At 57.6% G+C, this 15,669-nt stretch carries 15 protein-coding genes and 2 pseudogenes; 7 read left to right on the forward strand and 10 right to left on the reverse strand.

What is annotated here, in order from left to right:
- The 6 genes and pseudogenes from AKU94_RS19300 to AKU94_RS12550 form a co-directional block, all read right to left on the reverse strand.
- Positions 1–774 (reverse strand): annotated as a pseudogene (locus tag AKU94_RS19300) (transposase); the annotation flags it as partial.
- Between the two features lie 137 nt (positions 775–911).
- On the reverse strand, positions 912–1,178 hold the full coding sequence (locus tag AKU94_RS12530; protein ID WP_232295762.1) for a hypothetical protein: 267 nt from the start codon (positions 1,176–1,178) through the stop codon (positions 912–914).
- 301 nt (positions 1,179–1,479) lie between these two features.
- On the reverse strand, positions 1,480–2,325 hold the full coding sequence (locus AKU94_RS12535) for a hypothetical protein (protein WP_050527609.1): 846 nt from the start codon (positions 2,323–2,325) through the stop codon (positions 1,480–1,482).
- The gene (locus AKU94_RS12540) at positions 2,322–3,041 is read right to left on the reverse strand and encodes an SDR family NAD(P)-dependent oxidoreductase (protein WP_050527610.1); all 720 of its coding nucleotides are present in this window, start codon (positions 3,039–3,041) and stop codon (positions 2,322–2,324) included. Before AKU94_RS12540 ends, AKU94_RS12535 begins: the two co-directional genes overlap by 4 nt.
- A gap of 1 nt (position 3,042) precedes the next feature.
- A complete protein-coding gene (locus tag AKU94_RS12545; RefSeq protein ID WP_198144906.1) occupies positions 3,043–4,245 on the reverse strand; it encodes an AMP-binding protein in 1,203 nt (400 codons plus the stop codon).
- A 128-nt stretch (positions 4,246–4,373) separates the two neighbouring features.
- Positions 4,374–4,622, reverse strand: a complete 249-nt coding sequence (locus AKU94_RS12550) for an acyl carrier protein (protein ID WP_050527612.1) — start codon at positions 4,620–4,622, stop codon at positions 4,374–4,376.
- Positions 4,623–4,715: 93 nt separating this feature from the next.
- On the opposite strand from AKU94_RS12550, the gene AKU94_RS12555 reads away from it, so the two are divergent.
- The 5 genes and pseudogenes from AKU94_RS12555 to AKU94_RS12580 all read left to right on the forward strand — a co-directional run bounded on the left by AKU94_RS12555 (position 4,716) and on the right by AKU94_RS12580 (position 7,783).
- A complete protein-coding gene (locus AKU94_RS12555; RefSeq protein ID WP_198144907.1) occupies positions 4,716–5,387 on the forward strand; it encodes a polysaccharide deacetylase family protein in 672 nt (223 codons plus the stop codon).
- A 272-nt stretch (positions 5,388–5,659) separates the two neighbouring features.
- A pseudogene (locus tag AKU94_RS12560) lies at positions 5,660–6,173 on the forward strand (transposase); the annotation flags it as partial.
- A complete protein-coding gene (locus AKU94_RS12565) occupies positions 6,171–6,566 on the forward strand; it encodes a hypothetical protein (RefSeq protein ID WP_157056541.1) in 396 nt (131 codons plus the stop codon). The pseudogene AKU94_RS12560 and the gene AKU94_RS12565, both read left to right, overlap by 3 nt.
- Positions 6,567–6,980: 414 nt before the next feature.
- A complete protein-coding gene (locus AKU94_RS12575; RefSeq protein ID WP_050527617.1) occupies positions 6,981–7,325 on the forward strand; it encodes a response regulator transcription factor in 345 nt (114 codons plus the stop codon).
- Between the two features lie 50 nt (positions 7,326–7,375).
- Complete coding sequence (locus AKU94_RS12580; RefSeq protein WP_050527618.1) at positions 7,376–7,783, forward strand: glycine zipper family protein; 408 nt, start codon at positions 7,376–7,378, stop codon at positions 7,781–7,783.
- A gap of 220 nt (positions 7,784–8,003) precedes the next feature.
- Here the strand turns inward: AKU94_RS12580 and AKU94_RS12585 are convergent, their stop codons facing one another.
- Positions 8,004–8,909, reverse strand: coding sequence for a LysR family transcriptional regulator (locus AKU94_RS12585; RefSeq protein WP_050527619.1), 906 nt, complete (start codon positions 8,907–8,909; stop codon positions 8,004–8,006).
- Positions 8,910–9,002: 93 nt separating this feature from the next.
- On the opposite strand from AKU94_RS12585, the gene metF reads away from it, so the two are divergent.
- A complete protein-coding gene (gene metF, locus AKU94_RS12590) occupies positions 9,003–9,872 on the forward strand; it encodes a methylenetetrahydrofolate reductase [NAD(P)H] (RefSeq protein WP_050527620.1) in 870 nt (289 codons plus the stop codon).
- Between the two features lie 58 nt (positions 9,873–9,930).
- Here the strand turns inward: metF and AKU94_RS12595 are convergent, their stop codons facing one another.
- Positions 9,931–10,680 carry a rhomboid family intramembrane serine protease gene (locus AKU94_RS12595; RefSeq protein WP_050527621.1) on the reverse strand — a complete coding sequence of 250 codons (750 nt, stop codon included), beginning with the start codon at positions 10,678–10,680 and terminating at the stop codon, positions 9,931–9,933.
- 55 nt (positions 10,681–10,735) lie between these two features.
- Positions 10,736–14,185 (reverse strand): bifunctional proline dehydrogenase/L-glutamate gamma-semialdehyde dehydrogenase PutA, encoded by a 3,450-nt coding sequence (gene putA / locus AKU94_RS12600; protein WP_050527622.1) that lies wholly within the window; start codon positions 14,183–14,185, stop codon positions 10,736–10,738.
- Positions 14,186–14,289: 104 nt separating this feature from the next.
- Between putA and AKU94_RS12605 the strand changes: the two genes are divergently transcribed.
- Positions 14,290–14,754: an Lrp/AsnC family transcriptional regulator gene (locus AKU94_RS12605; protein WP_050527623.1), complete on the forward strand. Its 465-nt coding sequence runs from the start codon at positions 14,290–14,292 to the stop codon at positions 14,752–14,754.
- A 16-nt stretch (positions 14,755–14,770) separates the two neighbouring features.
- On the opposite strand, the gene AKU94_RS12610 is transcribed toward AKU94_RS12605, so the two are convergent.
- Entirely contained in the window at positions 14,771–15,559 is a 789-nt protein-coding gene (locus tag AKU94_RS12610; protein WP_050527624.1) for an inositol monophosphatase family protein, read from the reverse strand.
- Between the last annotated feature and the right edge of the window lie 110 nt (positions 15,560–15,669).

Below are 15,669 nucleotides of genomic sequence, written 5' to 3' on the forward strand. Positions count from 1 at the left end.
ATGTTCGGCGCTTCTGGCACCACCTGCGCGTCGGGCTTGTCCCGCTTCATCCTTTTGCGGGGTTTGATCTGTTACCCGGCAGGGCATTGCGTAGCAATTGCCCGAAAGGGCGCAGGTTCAGTTCAAGTTCACAGTAGATGCGGTAAACTCTTTTGTGCCTTCTCATGCATGTGAACATGCACTGCCAGGTAACAGTATCCAAGGCTGCCCCTTCACGTTGCGCAGATGCAGAAAGCATAATCCAGATCCCCAAGTCTTCCGGGCTTCGGTCAGCCCAACAAGCAGATCGGCAATATGCTCATTCTCGTCGCTCAGCAGCGGGCTGTAACGATAGCAGGTCTCGCTGACACCAAAGGCGCGGCAAGCCAGCGCAATGCTGACTGCGCAGCGCGCCACAGCATTCACGGCCATCTCTCGGCGTTGAGATGGCCCGCCTACTTTTTTCCAAGAGCTTCCTTCAGCAAATCAGCCTGCATGCTCAGGTCCGCATACATCCGCTTCAGCCGACGGTTCTCGTTCGGCGCGCTCTCGGACCAATGGCGTTTGCGCCTCACTCCATGGCCTTCATCTGGCTGATCATGGACGCGTCTGTTACCCGGCAGGGTTTTGCAAAGCAAAAGCCCGAGAGGGCATGCCGCCATACTTCGCCCGCCATTTATAGAAGGACGCGTTGCTCATACCGTGCTCGCGGCACAGCTCTGCCACCGGCACGCCACCTTCGCCCTGGCGCAGGATCGAAAGGATCTGCGCCTCAGTGTATCTGCTTTTCTGCATTCAAAATCTCCTCAGACATCTTGCCGAGAAAATTCTACTTATGAAGCCCCTTAATTTGGGGGGGGGATTACCTCCCCCCACACGGGTTTGCGGATTACTGGCAGCTGGCCAGACCCGCGTGTTCGCCGGAACCGGGATCATACAGACAGACCTCGGATGAGCCGGGCCAGTGCTTCTGGATCATAGCTGCCGACAATCCTCAGCTGATGGCCTGCGATATCGATCTCAATCGCGCTTTGTGTGGGCTGGGCGTCGGTCGTTGGGGCTGTGTCTTTGGTCTGAGGGCGATCCACAATCTCGACGGGGAGAAAGCATGGCGTCTGAGCAACCTGCTCTTTAAATATCGCTCGATCCGGCGCAAACTTGGGATCACGCAACCATTTATGGATCAAATTGGGGTTCATGGCATACCGCCGCGCGACCTGCGCGACAGATACCCTCGGCGCGCAGGATTACCCGCAGATCGACACCTTCTCCTCATCAGGCCAGAACCGCTTCTTCTTACCCGTCATATCTGCACTCAAGATGTCCACTATCAACGGGGGACACTTATCAACACACTCTATGACGCGTCAGTAAAGGCAGACCGATGGACTGTGAGGGAATGTCGGCGTCTAAAGTGATCGAGTACGGTAAAAATGCTCGGATTTTTACGTAAGCTTTTCACTGGCTGAACTTTTCAGTTTCGGGCGATGTCGCGCAAGCTCAGCCGAATACGGAAAGCTCGGTTTCTAGAAGGTCCCCGACCTTTGGAGCGGTCCCTTTTGCATAGCGGATACCTCTGTTTGGCAGTGCAAAGATGCCAAAACCGGGATCCAGATTTTCAGGCCGGTCCAATAGCAAGCAAGCAAAACCCTGTTGTGCCAACGCGCGGTATAGCGGACCTGCTGCTGCTACGATGCGGTCGACGTCTCCGAACAGGAACTGGGCTGCGGGAAGATACCGTTTAAAGCGTGTACTACGATAGAGCGTCAGCATTGGCCCATGATCATCTTCAATCTTCAGAGCTCGGCATCCGAACCCGATCTGACGCTGAACCACATCCTTCAAGGAATGATCTTCGTGACAAAGCTGCACTATTTCTTCTGCTGAGGCAGTGGAAACCTTCGCAGACCCCGATTTGAAAGCCGCCAATGGTCCCATTAGCAGCATGCCTTGGGTGTAGGGCTTGAAGCCAAAGGCTTGGGCAATTGGCAGGGCGACAGCTGATGGAGACAGATTGACGTATGTACCGCCCTTGGTTCGCATGCTGCGCTGAAATAGAAATGCCGCAAACTTCCGATGGGGTTCGCGCACATACCAGCTTGAAAGATTGCTGAATATCCTACCCTTTTGCGAGGAGGTCAAAAGCAAAATAACACCTTCCGCTTTGCCTTCCACCTCTAGAAGATACCCAAACCGGGGGTAGCCTTCTACCTCGGGCCGCTCATCAAGATGCTGGAGAGCGGTGTGCCAATATGCTTCGCTGCGGCGGGGGAACCCTTCGCATAACAGGTTCTTGATATCGGAAAGATCGTCATGGGTGATTTCCCGAATGCGCATATTGCTCATGCTGTGCTGCCACCGTCGACTGTGATCACAGTTCCGGTAGTGGCGGCTCCATCCGGACCAAGCAGATAGGCCACAGCGCCCGCTGCATCCTCGACCCTAGGTAGGCCGAGCGGCGCGCGGCGGCGTACGGAGTTCAACTTTTCCCCGGCCAAGCCATCAGTCATCTCTGTTTCCATGTATCCTGGCGCAACGCAATTGACGGTCAACTTCATCTTGCCAAGCTCTCGTGACAATGAACGGGTGAATCCCTCCAGCCCGGCTTTGGACGCGGCATAGACCGCAAGGCCATGAAAGCCGGTGGAGGCGATGATCGACGAGATGTTGACGATCCGCCCCTCTCCACGTGCCATCATGGAGCGGCTAACATACTTTGTAAGCGTGATCGGGCCCGTGAGGTTCGTTTTCAAAATCTTGTCGATGTCACTTTGGTGCTGGGTTGCAAGCACGCCATCAAGGCCGATGCCGGCATTGTTGACCAGGCCATACACGGGTGCATAGGTTTTGAGCAGCTTGCGCACATGATCCGGCATCCCGGCAATATCGGAGACGTCGAATTCTTCAAAAGAGACAGCTTCGGGCAGGTGATCCATCAATGTTTTGTATTCAGCAGACAGCCTGCGGCTCAATCCAACAACACGGTATCCATCGGCCGCGAGTCGTTTTGCGATGGCCAGGCCAAGTCCCTGAGAGACGCCTGTAACGAATACTGTTTTCATTTCAGCTTCTCCTTACTTTTCCAGCAGGGTTGAGAATAATATCAGGCACCACCCTGATAAGCGCCGGAACCGCCTCTTTTGGCAGCTTGTCCCGACAGTGTCGCAGCAAATCGGTTTTCAGGTCGGCCTCATTATCGATGCCGGGGCTGATGACAACCTCTGCGATCAAAATGTTGCCTGAAAAGGGATTTTTCTTTGAGAATACATGCGATATCATAACCTCGGGGCGGGCATTCAGGATTTGTTCCACCGTTTCCGGGTAAATCTTCACGCCGCCGATATTCACAGTGCCATTGTCCCGCCCCCGAAACAGAACACGGCCGCCGATTTTCTCGACGGTATCTTGTGTATCTAGGTACCCGTCATCATCGGGAGCCATCTGTTGCTCGGCCCCGGATGCGGCAGATGTTGTGGCGGCCTTGATCCGCAGGGTGCCCTCCGTAATCCGCATGGCAATGCTGCCGGGCGCTTGATCAAGCCACGCCGCAGGAAACCCTTCCCGAAGGTCTTTGACCGAAAATCCGACGCCCAGTTCTGTCGAGGCATAGATATGCACGATCCGTGCATCGCTAAACTGCCTGTGAAGGGCATCCAGAATGGTCTGATCCGCGATTTCGCCACCCAAGGTAATCTGGCGTAGTGCAAGGCTCGATATCTCCGGCTGCATCAGAAACCGGCGCCAGAGGGTCGGTGTGGCCGACAGATGGGTAATGCCTTCGTTTCCGAATAAGGCCAAACGTTGCCCCATTGAATCCTGCGGGGATGATACGACAAGCACCCCGCCCCCAAGCAACGATTGCAAAACGACTTGCATCCCAGCAAACCGGGTTGGATCATATACCAGCCCCCAGATGTTCTGCTGAGCGCCTTCTGTGGGGCGTGAAACAGTTCTGGAGAGGCTTTCAAGTGTATGTGAAATCATCTTCGGACGCCCGGTTGTACCGGACGTGGTCATGATCCACTCCGTTTTACAGGGAGTGATGCTGCTGCCGGGCTGCCCGGGTGCCATCTCCAGAACCTCGGAAACAGGGCGCGCTGAGTGCAGGTCGGTACGGTCGGAGACGATCATGTCGATCCGGGCCTCTTGTGCAAGAGACTCGACATCATCTGCGGGAAGGCTGCCGGACAGTAGTAGCAGTGCTTCGCAATGCCCATCACAGGCGACTAACAGCTGTATTAATGCGCCGACGTCTTCGACAGACACGGCCACTCTCTGAGCAAAAGGTATGGTCGTTTGAACGCGGCAAACCTGGTCAACAGAGAGTGTTTTTGACTTGTTTTTGACCAGAACACCGTCTTGACGGCTTTGAGATATCCGCGTTCCGAGTGGACTCACGCTTTTGGCCTGTGCAGCTCATAAAACTCTACAAACTCACCGAAAGTCTGCGGGTAATAGGCATCCTCGGAGATCGAGAAAGGGTCATACCCGAGTTCTTCCTCAAGCCGCGTAACGACGATTGCAAAGCCAAGACTGTCAAGACCTGTATCAAGGAGCACGGTATCATTTGTCAGAACGGGGGGCTCAGACTGGGTTTGCTCAACCCAGATCCCCTTAAAAATATTTGAAATTATCTCGCGCATGACAAACTATCTTTCTTGAAGGGCAAACCATCCTGCTTATATAATAATGGGATTAAGTAACGCAATAAGCGATTTATGCGAGAAATTTTCAATATGCCCGAACTGATCTTGACCTTCCATGGCATCGGCACGCCCGCAGACAGCATCGGGGACGAGGAAAAGAACTACTGGGCCACTGCGGACGTGTTTCAGAAAATCATTGCAGAGGCTGCTGAATTTACAGCCCGAACAGGGTTCGGGGTGCTTGTGACCTTTGATGACGGCAACAAGAGCGATATTGCCATTGGTGCCCCCACACTGTTGCAGTATGGAGTTCCGGGCTTCTTTTTTCCCTGCTCCGGCAGGGTCTCTGATCCTGCCTATCTGTCACAAAGTGATATTCGGTCCTTGTCCGAAAGTGGCTTTGGCATTGGCAGTCATGGGATTGATCACGTCAAATGGCCTAGCCTGACGCCCCAACAGCTTGATTATGAATTGTCCCAGTCTCGTCTTGAAATTGGTGAAGCCTGCGGCGTTGAAATAGTAGATGCGGCCTTGCCCTTCGGGTTCTATGACTCAAAGGTTTTGCGGGCTCTGGGCTCAAAGGGTTACAAGACGATCTACAGCTCGGATCCCGGACTGTCCCGTGCCAGTGATCGTTTTCGACGGCGTTACAGCTATCGGTCTGATAGGGGCATAGATATCCCCTCCCTGATCAGAAAATTTGAGGCCCCTTTTTTCAGGGGGAAATCACGGGTGAAACATGTTCTGAAGTCTTGGCGCTGACAAAAGACATTGGTTGCCCTGCGATGGCTTTTTTTATGGCCTAGCAGTCTGTACCGTTGCACCTAAACATAGAAGTGCTGCGCACGAATGGTTATAGCTGTTTCTAATGCCAGGCGCCATCGTTTGCGAGCACCTTCGGGCGACTGTCGGGCAATAGCAGTAAAGAGGCCATATTGCGATATAGCTAGAAGTTGGTGATGGCCCCTGATGGGCGGCATATCGTGGCGGTGTTCAAGACGCCGTCAATTCTCAAAGAGAAAAGGATATGCCACATGACAGCGGATACCATTGCACGACTGGGCGATCCACATGGATTTTTACCTGACCTGTTGAGCGATCTGCTCCGAGCGGGCGAACGCGACTTGATCCAGCAAGCATTTGACGCCGAACTGTCAGTTTTGCTGGAAGCTCATTCTGGCGATCGGACGGTGGATCGCCGTGCACGATTGGTGCGCCATGGCCACCTGCCGGAACGCGACGTGACAACCGGGCACGGGGCAGTACCAGTCAAGGTGCCGCGCGTCCGCGATCGGGGTGATGATGCTGAGAATATCCGTTTTACGTCAACGATCATGCCGCCCGATCTGCGTATGGCCAAATCCATCGAAGAGCTGCTGCCTTGGCTCTATCTCAAGGGTATTTCGACCGGCGACTTTCACGAGGCGCTTGCCGCGCCCCTCGGCCCCAATGCCGCAGGGCTGTCCGCGACCACAATCTCACGGCTTAAGGCTCAGGGCTGATTGGTGGGACGAGTACGACTGCTGTCACCGCGAATGGACAGGCATGATCAAGACTAACCTGGTGGGGCTAGAGGCTCGATTTCCGCGTGGTTACGGGAAACAACTCAGTCGCATTGTGCTTGAGGATCTTGTCTCGAACGAAACCGCGACCCCGCCGCCAACTGGCTTTACGCTGGCGCAAGAGGCCGTGAATTTATCTTCGCGGGATCGCGCGGTACGGATTGTTGCGGTCGTTGATGACTCGGGCCGTGAGGATTTGCAGCTTTATGCAGGGTACAAGCGGACTGGGGCCGGGATTTTGATTATTAACCCATGGCGCCCAATGTCAGCGGGCGTTGGTGAGTTGCGGGCCGGTTCCGATGTGATGTCGGACGGTCTGGAATATGATGTTCAGGCTTACCATTGTTGGGTCGCGCTTGAATATTCTTCATCAGGATGATGGCACCGTCAGGATCGACAAGAGCGGATACTTCCGTAACGAGGTTTCCGAACACCGCAACACGAAAACAGATGTCTGCCCAACGGCAAGCGGCAACCGTGTTGGCAATTGGACCACTGTTCACAACGTGAGCTTCCGTAAAAACACCTGCCCGCGCGGGTCTAATATGGGCGGCACTGGCGATTAGGGACACGGTGGTTGGCTTGGTGATACCAGCGCAGGTGGCATGTCGGGGTTGCTGTGTGCTGACGACGCGTCATTCACCGGGAGGGGGCTGGGCGGTGGTGAATATACGCCGCAAGCTGGGTCGCTGATCGCAACCATCCCCGCGATTGATGTTCATGCATCTTTTGACCGGTTCGGGCGGCCGATCCCACTTGATGGGTCTGCAGTTGCTGGTGCTATCCAGCCGACATGACAAACCCCGACACCATTGACGAGCGGAAAGGAAATGTGGTGCTGTCAGACGGCACCACCGTCTACCTGACACCAACGCTGCTGCGGATTGTGTTGGGCCCAGCATCGTATCCGGGCTGGACCAAAAGCCCGGATGGTATTGTTTTGATGATCCACCGTGAGGCATGGGCGATAGACCGGCGCGGGGTGCAAGCACACATAAAGTGCATCCGCAAGCTGATCGGATATGACATGATCGCAACGCATTACCGCATGGGGCACTCATGGACCGAGGACGTGCCGACGGCTGTGATCGGGCGCGGCGATTGGGTAACAGCAATGAGGCCATGGTTCCTCCTTTAAATTGCCACACGGTCTTGTGATCTGTGGCGTTGAAACCGAGGGAGAATCGATTGAAACGTTGCATAATTTTATCTGTCACCCTTTTGCTGGCTGGATGCGCGCAGGAGCCTCTTACCGAGTACCGCCCGGTCGTTGATCCGGCTAAATCCAGTGCGGCAAAATTTGAGCGTGATCTGGCGGCTTGCAAGAACGTCGGCCTCAATGCCGAGGCTGAATATAAGAAGCGGCAGAGTGAGGAAATGGGCCGCAATATGATGGCTGGCATCCTTTTGGGTGCAGTCGCGGGTGCTGTCATTGGTGACAGTTCGGGCTATGCGGCAGCCGGTGCCGCTTATGGTGCTGGCGCTGGCGCGGCTGCGACCGATACTGAATTGGCGCAGGGTGGACCACGCCGGATCATCGATCGCTGCATGGCAGACCGGGGTCACACCATATTGAACGATATCGGTCGAGGGTGATTGGTGAGCGTGGGGTGATGATACCCAATTGTGCGATTAATGCCCCTGCCTGAATAGGCGGGGGCCTTTGACGTTTGAGTTCCATTTTTCGCAAACTCTCAATGCCGGTTACGCACTTTTTACGCCCTAATCTAACAATCTGTTGATTGTAAATAGATTCCGCACCCCACCGCCGACATCATAATCCAACATACTCAATCAACCTTCGCCGCGCCTCCTGTCAGTTGCGCTGCATTTTGACGGGCTCACTCCGTCCCAGTTTCAGGAAATGTGCCATATAGGGCTTGGCGGCGTCATCCTCGCGGATGGCGGCATAGAGACGTTTGGTGACGGTTTGCGGTCCTAAGGGGCGGGTGACGTAATCCGCATTGGAGCGAATATCGCGCAAGACCCAGTCGGGCAGTACCGAAACGCCGCGGTTAGAGCCGACCAGCATCAAAATAACGGCGGTAAGCTCTACCTGACGGATGCTGCGGGGTTCAACCTTGGCAGGGGTCAGGAACTCGGTGAAAACATCCAGCTTGTCGCGGGTGACGGGATAGGTGATCAACATCTGATCACGGAAATCCTCGGCCTCGATCATGGGCTTTTCGGCCAAGGGGTTTTGGGCCGAGGCCACAAACATCGGCTGGTAATCAAACAGCGGGTTGAAAACGACGTTGGGCAGGGGAACGGGGTCAGAGGAAATGACAAGATCGACCTCTTCGCGTTGCAGGGCGGGCATTGCTTCAAAGGCCAGTCCTGCGCGGATATCCACATCCACTTCGGGCCATGCGCGGCGAAACAGCTCCAGCACCGGAAACAGCCATTCAAAACATGCATGACATTCGATCGCGATGTGTAACCGTCCGGATTTTCCTGAGCGCAGGCCCCTGAATTCTTCCTCCAGCGCCTCGATCTCGGGCAGAATCCGGTCGGCCAAGCGCAGCATCCGCAGACCGGCCGCCGAAAGCTTGAGCGGCTTTGACCGGCGCACGAACAACTCTACCCCGGCTTGTTCCTCCAGCCCCTTTACCTGATGCGAAAGCGCGGATTGGGTCATGTTCAGCATCTCGGCCGCGCGGGCCAGCCCACCGGCCTGATGTATGGCGCGGATTGTACGCAGGTGGCGGAACTCGATGTGCATTATGGGGGCATCCTCATAAACATGATTAGAATTATGAAATTGTCTCACATCACGAAATCGGCGACAAGAGAGGTCAGAGCAGGAGCTTATATTATGTCCACGATCCCGAATATCTCGTTTGAGTTTTTCCCCCCGCAAACGCTGGATGCGTCTTTCCGGCTGTGGGATACTGTGCAAACCTTGGCGCCCCTGGCCCCGAAATTCGTATCCGTAACCTATGGTGCGGGCGGGACAACACGCAAGCTGACGCATGAGGCCGTGGGGGCGATTGGCAAGAATTACGGACTGAATGTCGCCGCGCATTTGACTTGTGTCGATGCGACCCGCGCCGAAACCCTTGAGATCGCTGACAGTTATTTTGACGCCGGCGTGACGGAAATCGTGGCCCTGCGTGGTGATGCGCCCAAAGGTGCGGAAAAGTTCACGCCTCACCCCGAAGGCTTTGCCTCTTCGGTGGAGCTGGTGGAGGCGTTGGCGGCGACCGGAAAATTCAAGGTCCGTGTCGGGGCCTATCCCGAACCGCACCCCGATTCAGCCGATACCATGGCCGATGTGCAGTTCCTCAAGCGCAAGATCGACGCGGGTGCCAGCAGCGCGATGACCCAGTTCTTCTTTGAGGCGGAAACCTTCCTGCGGTTCCGCGATGCCTGTGTGCGTGAAGGGATCACCGCGCCGATTATTCCGGGCATCCTGCCGATCCAGTCTTGGGCTGGCACCAAGAAATTCGCGGCCCGCTGTGGCACCAAAGTTCCGGCTTGGCTGGATGAGGCGTTTTCCGCCGCAATCCGTGACGGCCGCGAAGAGTTGTTGGCGACGGCGCTTTGCACCGAGCTTTGCGATACTTTGCTGGCCGAAGGGGTAGAGGATCTTCATTTCTACACGCTCAACAAACCGCATTTGACGCGCGAAGTTTGCCATGCATTGGGGGTGACGCCGCAGGCAAACCTGCAAGATGTGGCGTGATTTCTATTAGATAACGTGATTTCTATTAGATAAAACGAACAAGGGGGCATTGGCCCCCTTACCGTTTGCGCCGCCCCGTGCGTGGAATACTGGACACGACGGTGTCATATTTTGCGATAGGATGCGGCGGTAGCCCGTGATTGCGGTGCCAAAACGCCGTGCCCCCCAGTTTCTGCCAAAGCGGAACCATCATAAGCAATCCCGCAATAAACCCGCCGGCATGCGCCCAATAGGCCACCCCGCCTTCCTCCCCCGGGATGGACACCCCGTTGAACACTTGCATGGCGAACCAAAGGCCCAGCATGATCCATGCCGGAATAGGAATGATGCGAAAGAAGATCACAAAGATGATCAGAATATCCACTTTGGCGCGTGGGAACAGCAGCAAATAGCCCCCCATCACGCCGGCAATCGCGCCTGAGGCGCCCACCATCGGAATGAGAGAAGCGGGATCCGCAAGGATCTGCAGCGCGGCGGCGGCCAGCCCTGACAGGATATAAAAGCCAAAGAAACGCCCGTGGCCCAGAGCATCCTCAAGATTATCACCAAAAATCCACAAAAACAGCATGTTGCCCGCAAGATGCATCAACCCAGCGTGCAGGAACATCGAGGTGAAAATGCCGTGCAGCCCTTCTCCGCCCATTACCAGTCGTGGAACAAGCCCCCAGTTTATGAACAATATCGAAAGCTGCGTGTCCGAAGGCATCGCCAGCCAATAGCTGAAAAACACGCCGATATTCGTTAGAATAAGCGCATAGGTGACATAGGGCGTGCGCCCTGACGGGTTATGATCGCGGATCGGAAACATGGCGTCACGTTTTCCGATCCGCGATCAAGGGTCAAGGCCTGTTTGCCTACAAAGCTCAGGCATCACCCATTTCTGCCAAAAGCTGCGCATTCCCGCCCGAGGCTGTTGTGTCGACGCAGACGTGACGCTCCAACCGCACATGTGCCACATCGGGCATCCCGCCGATCAGGGGCAAAATCGGGCCATCCCGTTCGGCAAGGGCGCAGGCATAGGCGCGGCCAATTTCGGCATCCCCCCACCAAAGCGCGCCGGCAAAACCTTGCAAATCGCGCAAGGTCTCGGGATCAAGGTTGCCTGCCTCAATGGCCGTGCCACCAAGGGCGCGCACGGCCTCGGCTTGGGAAAGGCATTGCGGCGCGGTCGGGCCAAGACAAAGCAAGGGCGCACGGGCAAATGCCGAAAGCCGGTTGGATTCGCCTGTTGGCCCCGGCAGGTCGCGCACATGGATTGCTGCGCGCGATGGCGTATGATTGGCCAAGTTGGTTTTGACATCGGCAAGGCGTGTCGTTGCCTCGCCGCCCGGTAGATCCGGGGCGGCAAGTCGGGTAAATCGCGCGATGTAATCGGGGCCGCCCGCCTTGGGGCCAGTGCCAGAAAGGCCCTCGCCGCCAAAGGGTTGACTGCCGACCACCGCGCCAATCTGGTTTCGGTTGACATAGGTGTTGCCGACGTTGATCTGGCTTACGACCCGCTCTACCCGGTCGTCGATACGGCTGTGAAGCCCGAATGTCAGGCCGTATCCCATCGCGTTCACCTCAGTCAGGACGCCGCTCAACCCGCCCGATTTCCAGGGTGCGACATGCAGCACGGGGCCGAAAATCTCGTCCGGCATGTCGCTGATGGAGGTGACGGCAATCACCGTAGGGGCGATGAAGGTGCCACCTGCGGGTATACGACCTTCTTTCAGCACACGCCCCTCGGCGCGGGCGGCCTCAATATAGGCGCGGATGCCGACCTTTGCCTTGGCATCGATAACGGGACCGATATCCGTTGCCAGATCCCAAGGGTTGCCCGCCTCCAGATCATCCATCGCCCCGAACAGCATATCCAGAACCGTGCCGCGCACATCATCTTGCAGATAGAGACAGCGCAGGGCCGAACACCGCTGCCCCGCGGATTGAAAGCTGGAGGCGAGGATATCGCGTACGGCCTGTTCGGGCAGGGCGGTGCTGTCGACGACCATGGCGTTCAACCCGCCGGTCTCGGCAATCAGCGGAGCTGTCGGGTCAAGGTTTTCGGCCATAGTGCGGCGAATACGCAGCGCCGTCGCGGTGGAGCCGGTAAAGCACACCCCCGCCACACGCGGATCGCGGGTTAGCGCCGTCCCGATCACCGCCCCTTCGCCGGGCAACAGTTGCAGCGCCGTCGTCGGCACACCGGCTTTGTGCAGCAACCCTATGGCAAAGCCTGCGATTAGGCTGGTTTGCTCGGCCGGTTTGGCCAGCACGGCGTTGCCTGCCGCCAAGGCCGCTGCGATCTGGCCTGAAAAGATCGCCAAAGGGAAGTTCCACGGGCTGATGCAGGTGAAAATCCCGCGCGCGGGGGCGGTGAGCGCCTCGCCCTGATCGGCGTAATAGCGCAGGAAATCGACGGCCTCGCGCAATTCGCCCACGGCATCAAGCTGGATCTTGCCGGCTTCGCGGGCCAGCAGGGCAAAGATGGTGCCGAACTCTGCCTCATAAAGGTCGGCGGCACGGCGCAGGACGGCTGCGCGTTCGGCAGGGGCGGCCTGCCAAGGGGTGGCGGCGCTGAGGGCGGTTTGTACATCCGGTGCCGTGGCAGGCAGGACATAACCGACCAGATCGCCGGTTGCAGGGTTATGCACCTCTTGGCGGGGGCCGCCTGCAACGGGACCGGCCAGAACGGGGCCTGCGTTGAACAGCGCGGTTTCATGCGGTGCGCGCGCCTGTGCAATACCCTCCAGATCGGCGGTATCGGTCAGATCCCATCCCTTGGAGTTGGCGCGATCCCCGAACAGCGCGGGCCCCGTGGCAAGGATCGGGCTTTCAACGGGTGTGATTTGTTCCATCTCGGTCAGGGGGCAGGCGGCGACCTCCTCTGGTGGGACGGCCTCATCGACGATCTGGTTGACAAAGCTGCTGTTGGCCCCGTTTTCCAGCAAGCGCCGCACCAAATAGGCCAGCAAGTCGCGGTGCGCGCCAACGGGGGCATAGATACGGCAACGGGTGCCCTGATCCTCTAGGACGATATCATGCAGGCGTTCGCCCATGCCATGCAGGCGCTGGAACTCAAAGGCGCGTTTATCGCTGGCCATATCTAGAACGGCAGCAACCGTATGGGCGTTATGGGTGGCGAATTGCGGATAAATCCGGTCGGTCATGCCCAGCAGTTTTCTGGCATTGGCGATATAGGATACATCGGTTGCCTGTTTGCGGGTGAACACCGGAAAGCTGTGCAACCCCATCACTTGTGCGCGTTTCACCTCGGCATCCCAATAGGCACCTTTGACCAAGCGCACCATGATCTTGCGGTCCAGCCGTGCGGCAAGGCCGTAAAGCCAGTCGATCACGGGGCCCGCACGCCGCCCGTAGGCCTGTACCACGACGCCGAATCCGTCCCAGCCCTTCAAATTTTCATCGGCCAGAACCGCCTCGATCACCTGCAAGGACAGGGCCAGACGGTCAGCCTCTTCGGCATCGATGTTGAACCCCAGACCGGCAGCCTTGGCAAGCCCTGCCAGCGCACGGACACGGGGCACCAGTTCGGCCAGCACGCGGTCGCGCTTTGCGACCTCATAACGGGGATGCAGCGCGGAAAGTTTCACCGAAATGCCGGGGTTTTCGCGGATGTCGGCGGATTTCGCGGCCTTGGCAATCGCGGTGATCGCCGCCGTATAGGCCAGATGATAGCGGCGGGCATCGGCTTCGGTGCGGGCGGCCTCTCCCAGCATGTCATAGGAGTAGGTAAAGCCTTTGGCCTCCAGATCCTGCGCGCGCTTCATCGCGGCCTCGATGGTCTCACCAAGAACGAACTGTTTGCCCATTTCCTTCATTGCGCGCGACACCGCGCTGCGGATCACGGGCTCGCCCAGACGTTTGACCGCGCCGCGCAGGTTTTTTGCCACGCCGGGCTTGCGATCATCCAACACGCGCCCCGTCAGCATCAAAGCCCAAGTCGACGCATTGACCAAGGATGAGGCCGAATGCCCCAGATGCTTACCCCAATCCGAGGGCGCGATCTTATCCTCGATCAGCTTGTCCATCGTGTCGGCATCAGGCACGCGCAAAAGCGCCTCGGCCAGACACATCAGCGCGATGCCCTCATCGGTAGACAGCCCGTATTCGGCAAGGAAAACCTCCATCAGACCGGGCTTGGCACTGCTGCGGATGGCGCGAACCAGATCGGCGCCGCTGGCGGCGATGCGGGCGCGATCCTCAGGGGCCAGTCCTGCCTCGGCAATCAATTCGCGGATAAGGTCTGCCTCGGGGCGCAGGGATTGGCGGTCGATGATGGTCCAGGCGGTTTGATGGGGGGTAATGGGCATGGGCAAACACTCCTCTTTGAGGTAGTGTACTGCGGAAATGAAAGCCGTTCGTCCCTATTTGCGTCAATCCGCGGGCGATTTGGCTGAATACAAGGGGATAAACCATGCCGTCAGAGGACATTGAGTTGGATCGTTTTGACAAGGTGATTCTGCGGGTGCTGTCTTCTGAGGGGCGCATCAGCGCGACCGAACTGGCGCGGCGTATCGGCCTGTCAAAATCCCCGACCCAAACGCGGATGAAGCGGCTGGAGGAGGCAGGCGTCATCACCGCTTACCGCGCGCAGCTGGACCCGATCAAGATGGGCCTGTCACATGTCGCTTTTGTCGAGGTGCGCCTGACCGATACCCGCGAGGCGGCGCTTCAGGCCTTTAACAAGGCAGTGTTCGCGATACCGGAGGTGGAGCAATGCCACATGATGGCCAGTCGTTTCGATTATTTGCTCAAGGTGCGCACCGGCGACATTCAGGAATATCGCCGTGTGTTGGGAGAGCGGATCTCGGCGCTGCCGCATGTTTCCTCTACCTCGACCCATGTTGCGATGGAAGCGGTAAAGGAAAGTGGTGTCTGACCCGAGGGGGCGCGGCTTATTCGCCGCGGATCACCTTGCGGAAGCCTTCAAACAGCGGCTCGTTGCTGCACAGGATGGTGCCGTTGATCAAGGGATCATGGCCCTCGCGTACGGCCGAGAGTAAACCACCTGCTTCGCGCACCAGCACCAGACCGGCGGCGATATCCCAAGGCCTCATGCCGCGCGCCCAATAGCCGTCAAAACGGCCTGCCGCAACATAGGCCATGTTCAGCGCGGCCGAACCCCAGCTGCGCACGCCGGCAGAGACCGGCGCAAGGCGTGCGAAATCCTGCAAGCTGGCCGGAAGGGTGGCTTGGCCAATGGCAGGGATCTCGGTGGCAAAGATGCTCTCGGACAGGCTGCGACGGCCCGAAACCCGCAAGCGGCTTTCGTTCATCCATGCACCGCCGCCTTTTTCCGCCCAGAACATTTCATCCTTGGCCGGGTCAAAGATCACGCCTGCAATAATGTCGCCCTTATGCTCTAGCGCAATAGAGATCGACCAATGCGGCATGCCGTGCAAAAAGTTGGTGGTGCCGTTCAGCGGGTCCACAATCCAGCGGCGGGTAGGGTCCGCGCCTTCGGTCTCGGCAGTTTCCTCGCCAAAGAAACCATAGGTAGGGCGTCCGCCCAGCAGCTCTTCGCGCAGGGTCTTTTCCGCCTCGCGGTCGGCGCGGGTGACAAAATCCCCCGGGCCTTTGGCCGAAACTTGCAGGTTTTCCACTTCGCGGAAATCCTTGACGAGCGCGCGCCCAACTTTGCGCGCGGCTTTCTTCATTAGGTTGAGGTTCGCGCTGCCTTGCATGCCGGGGCTCCATCCGTGTCCGGCCAAAGCCTATAGCGGTGAGCGCCCCGGATGCCAAGGGGGCGCAACCCGTAATCGGCATCCAAGGCGGGCTATTTGGGCAAGGAAGG

The sequence above is a fragment of the Pseudorhodobacter aquimaris genome (genome assembly GCF_001202025.1).
Lineage (GTDB): Bacteria > Pseudomonadota > Alphaproteobacteria > Rhodobacterales > Rhodobacteraceae > Pseudorhodobacter > Pseudorhodobacter aquimaris.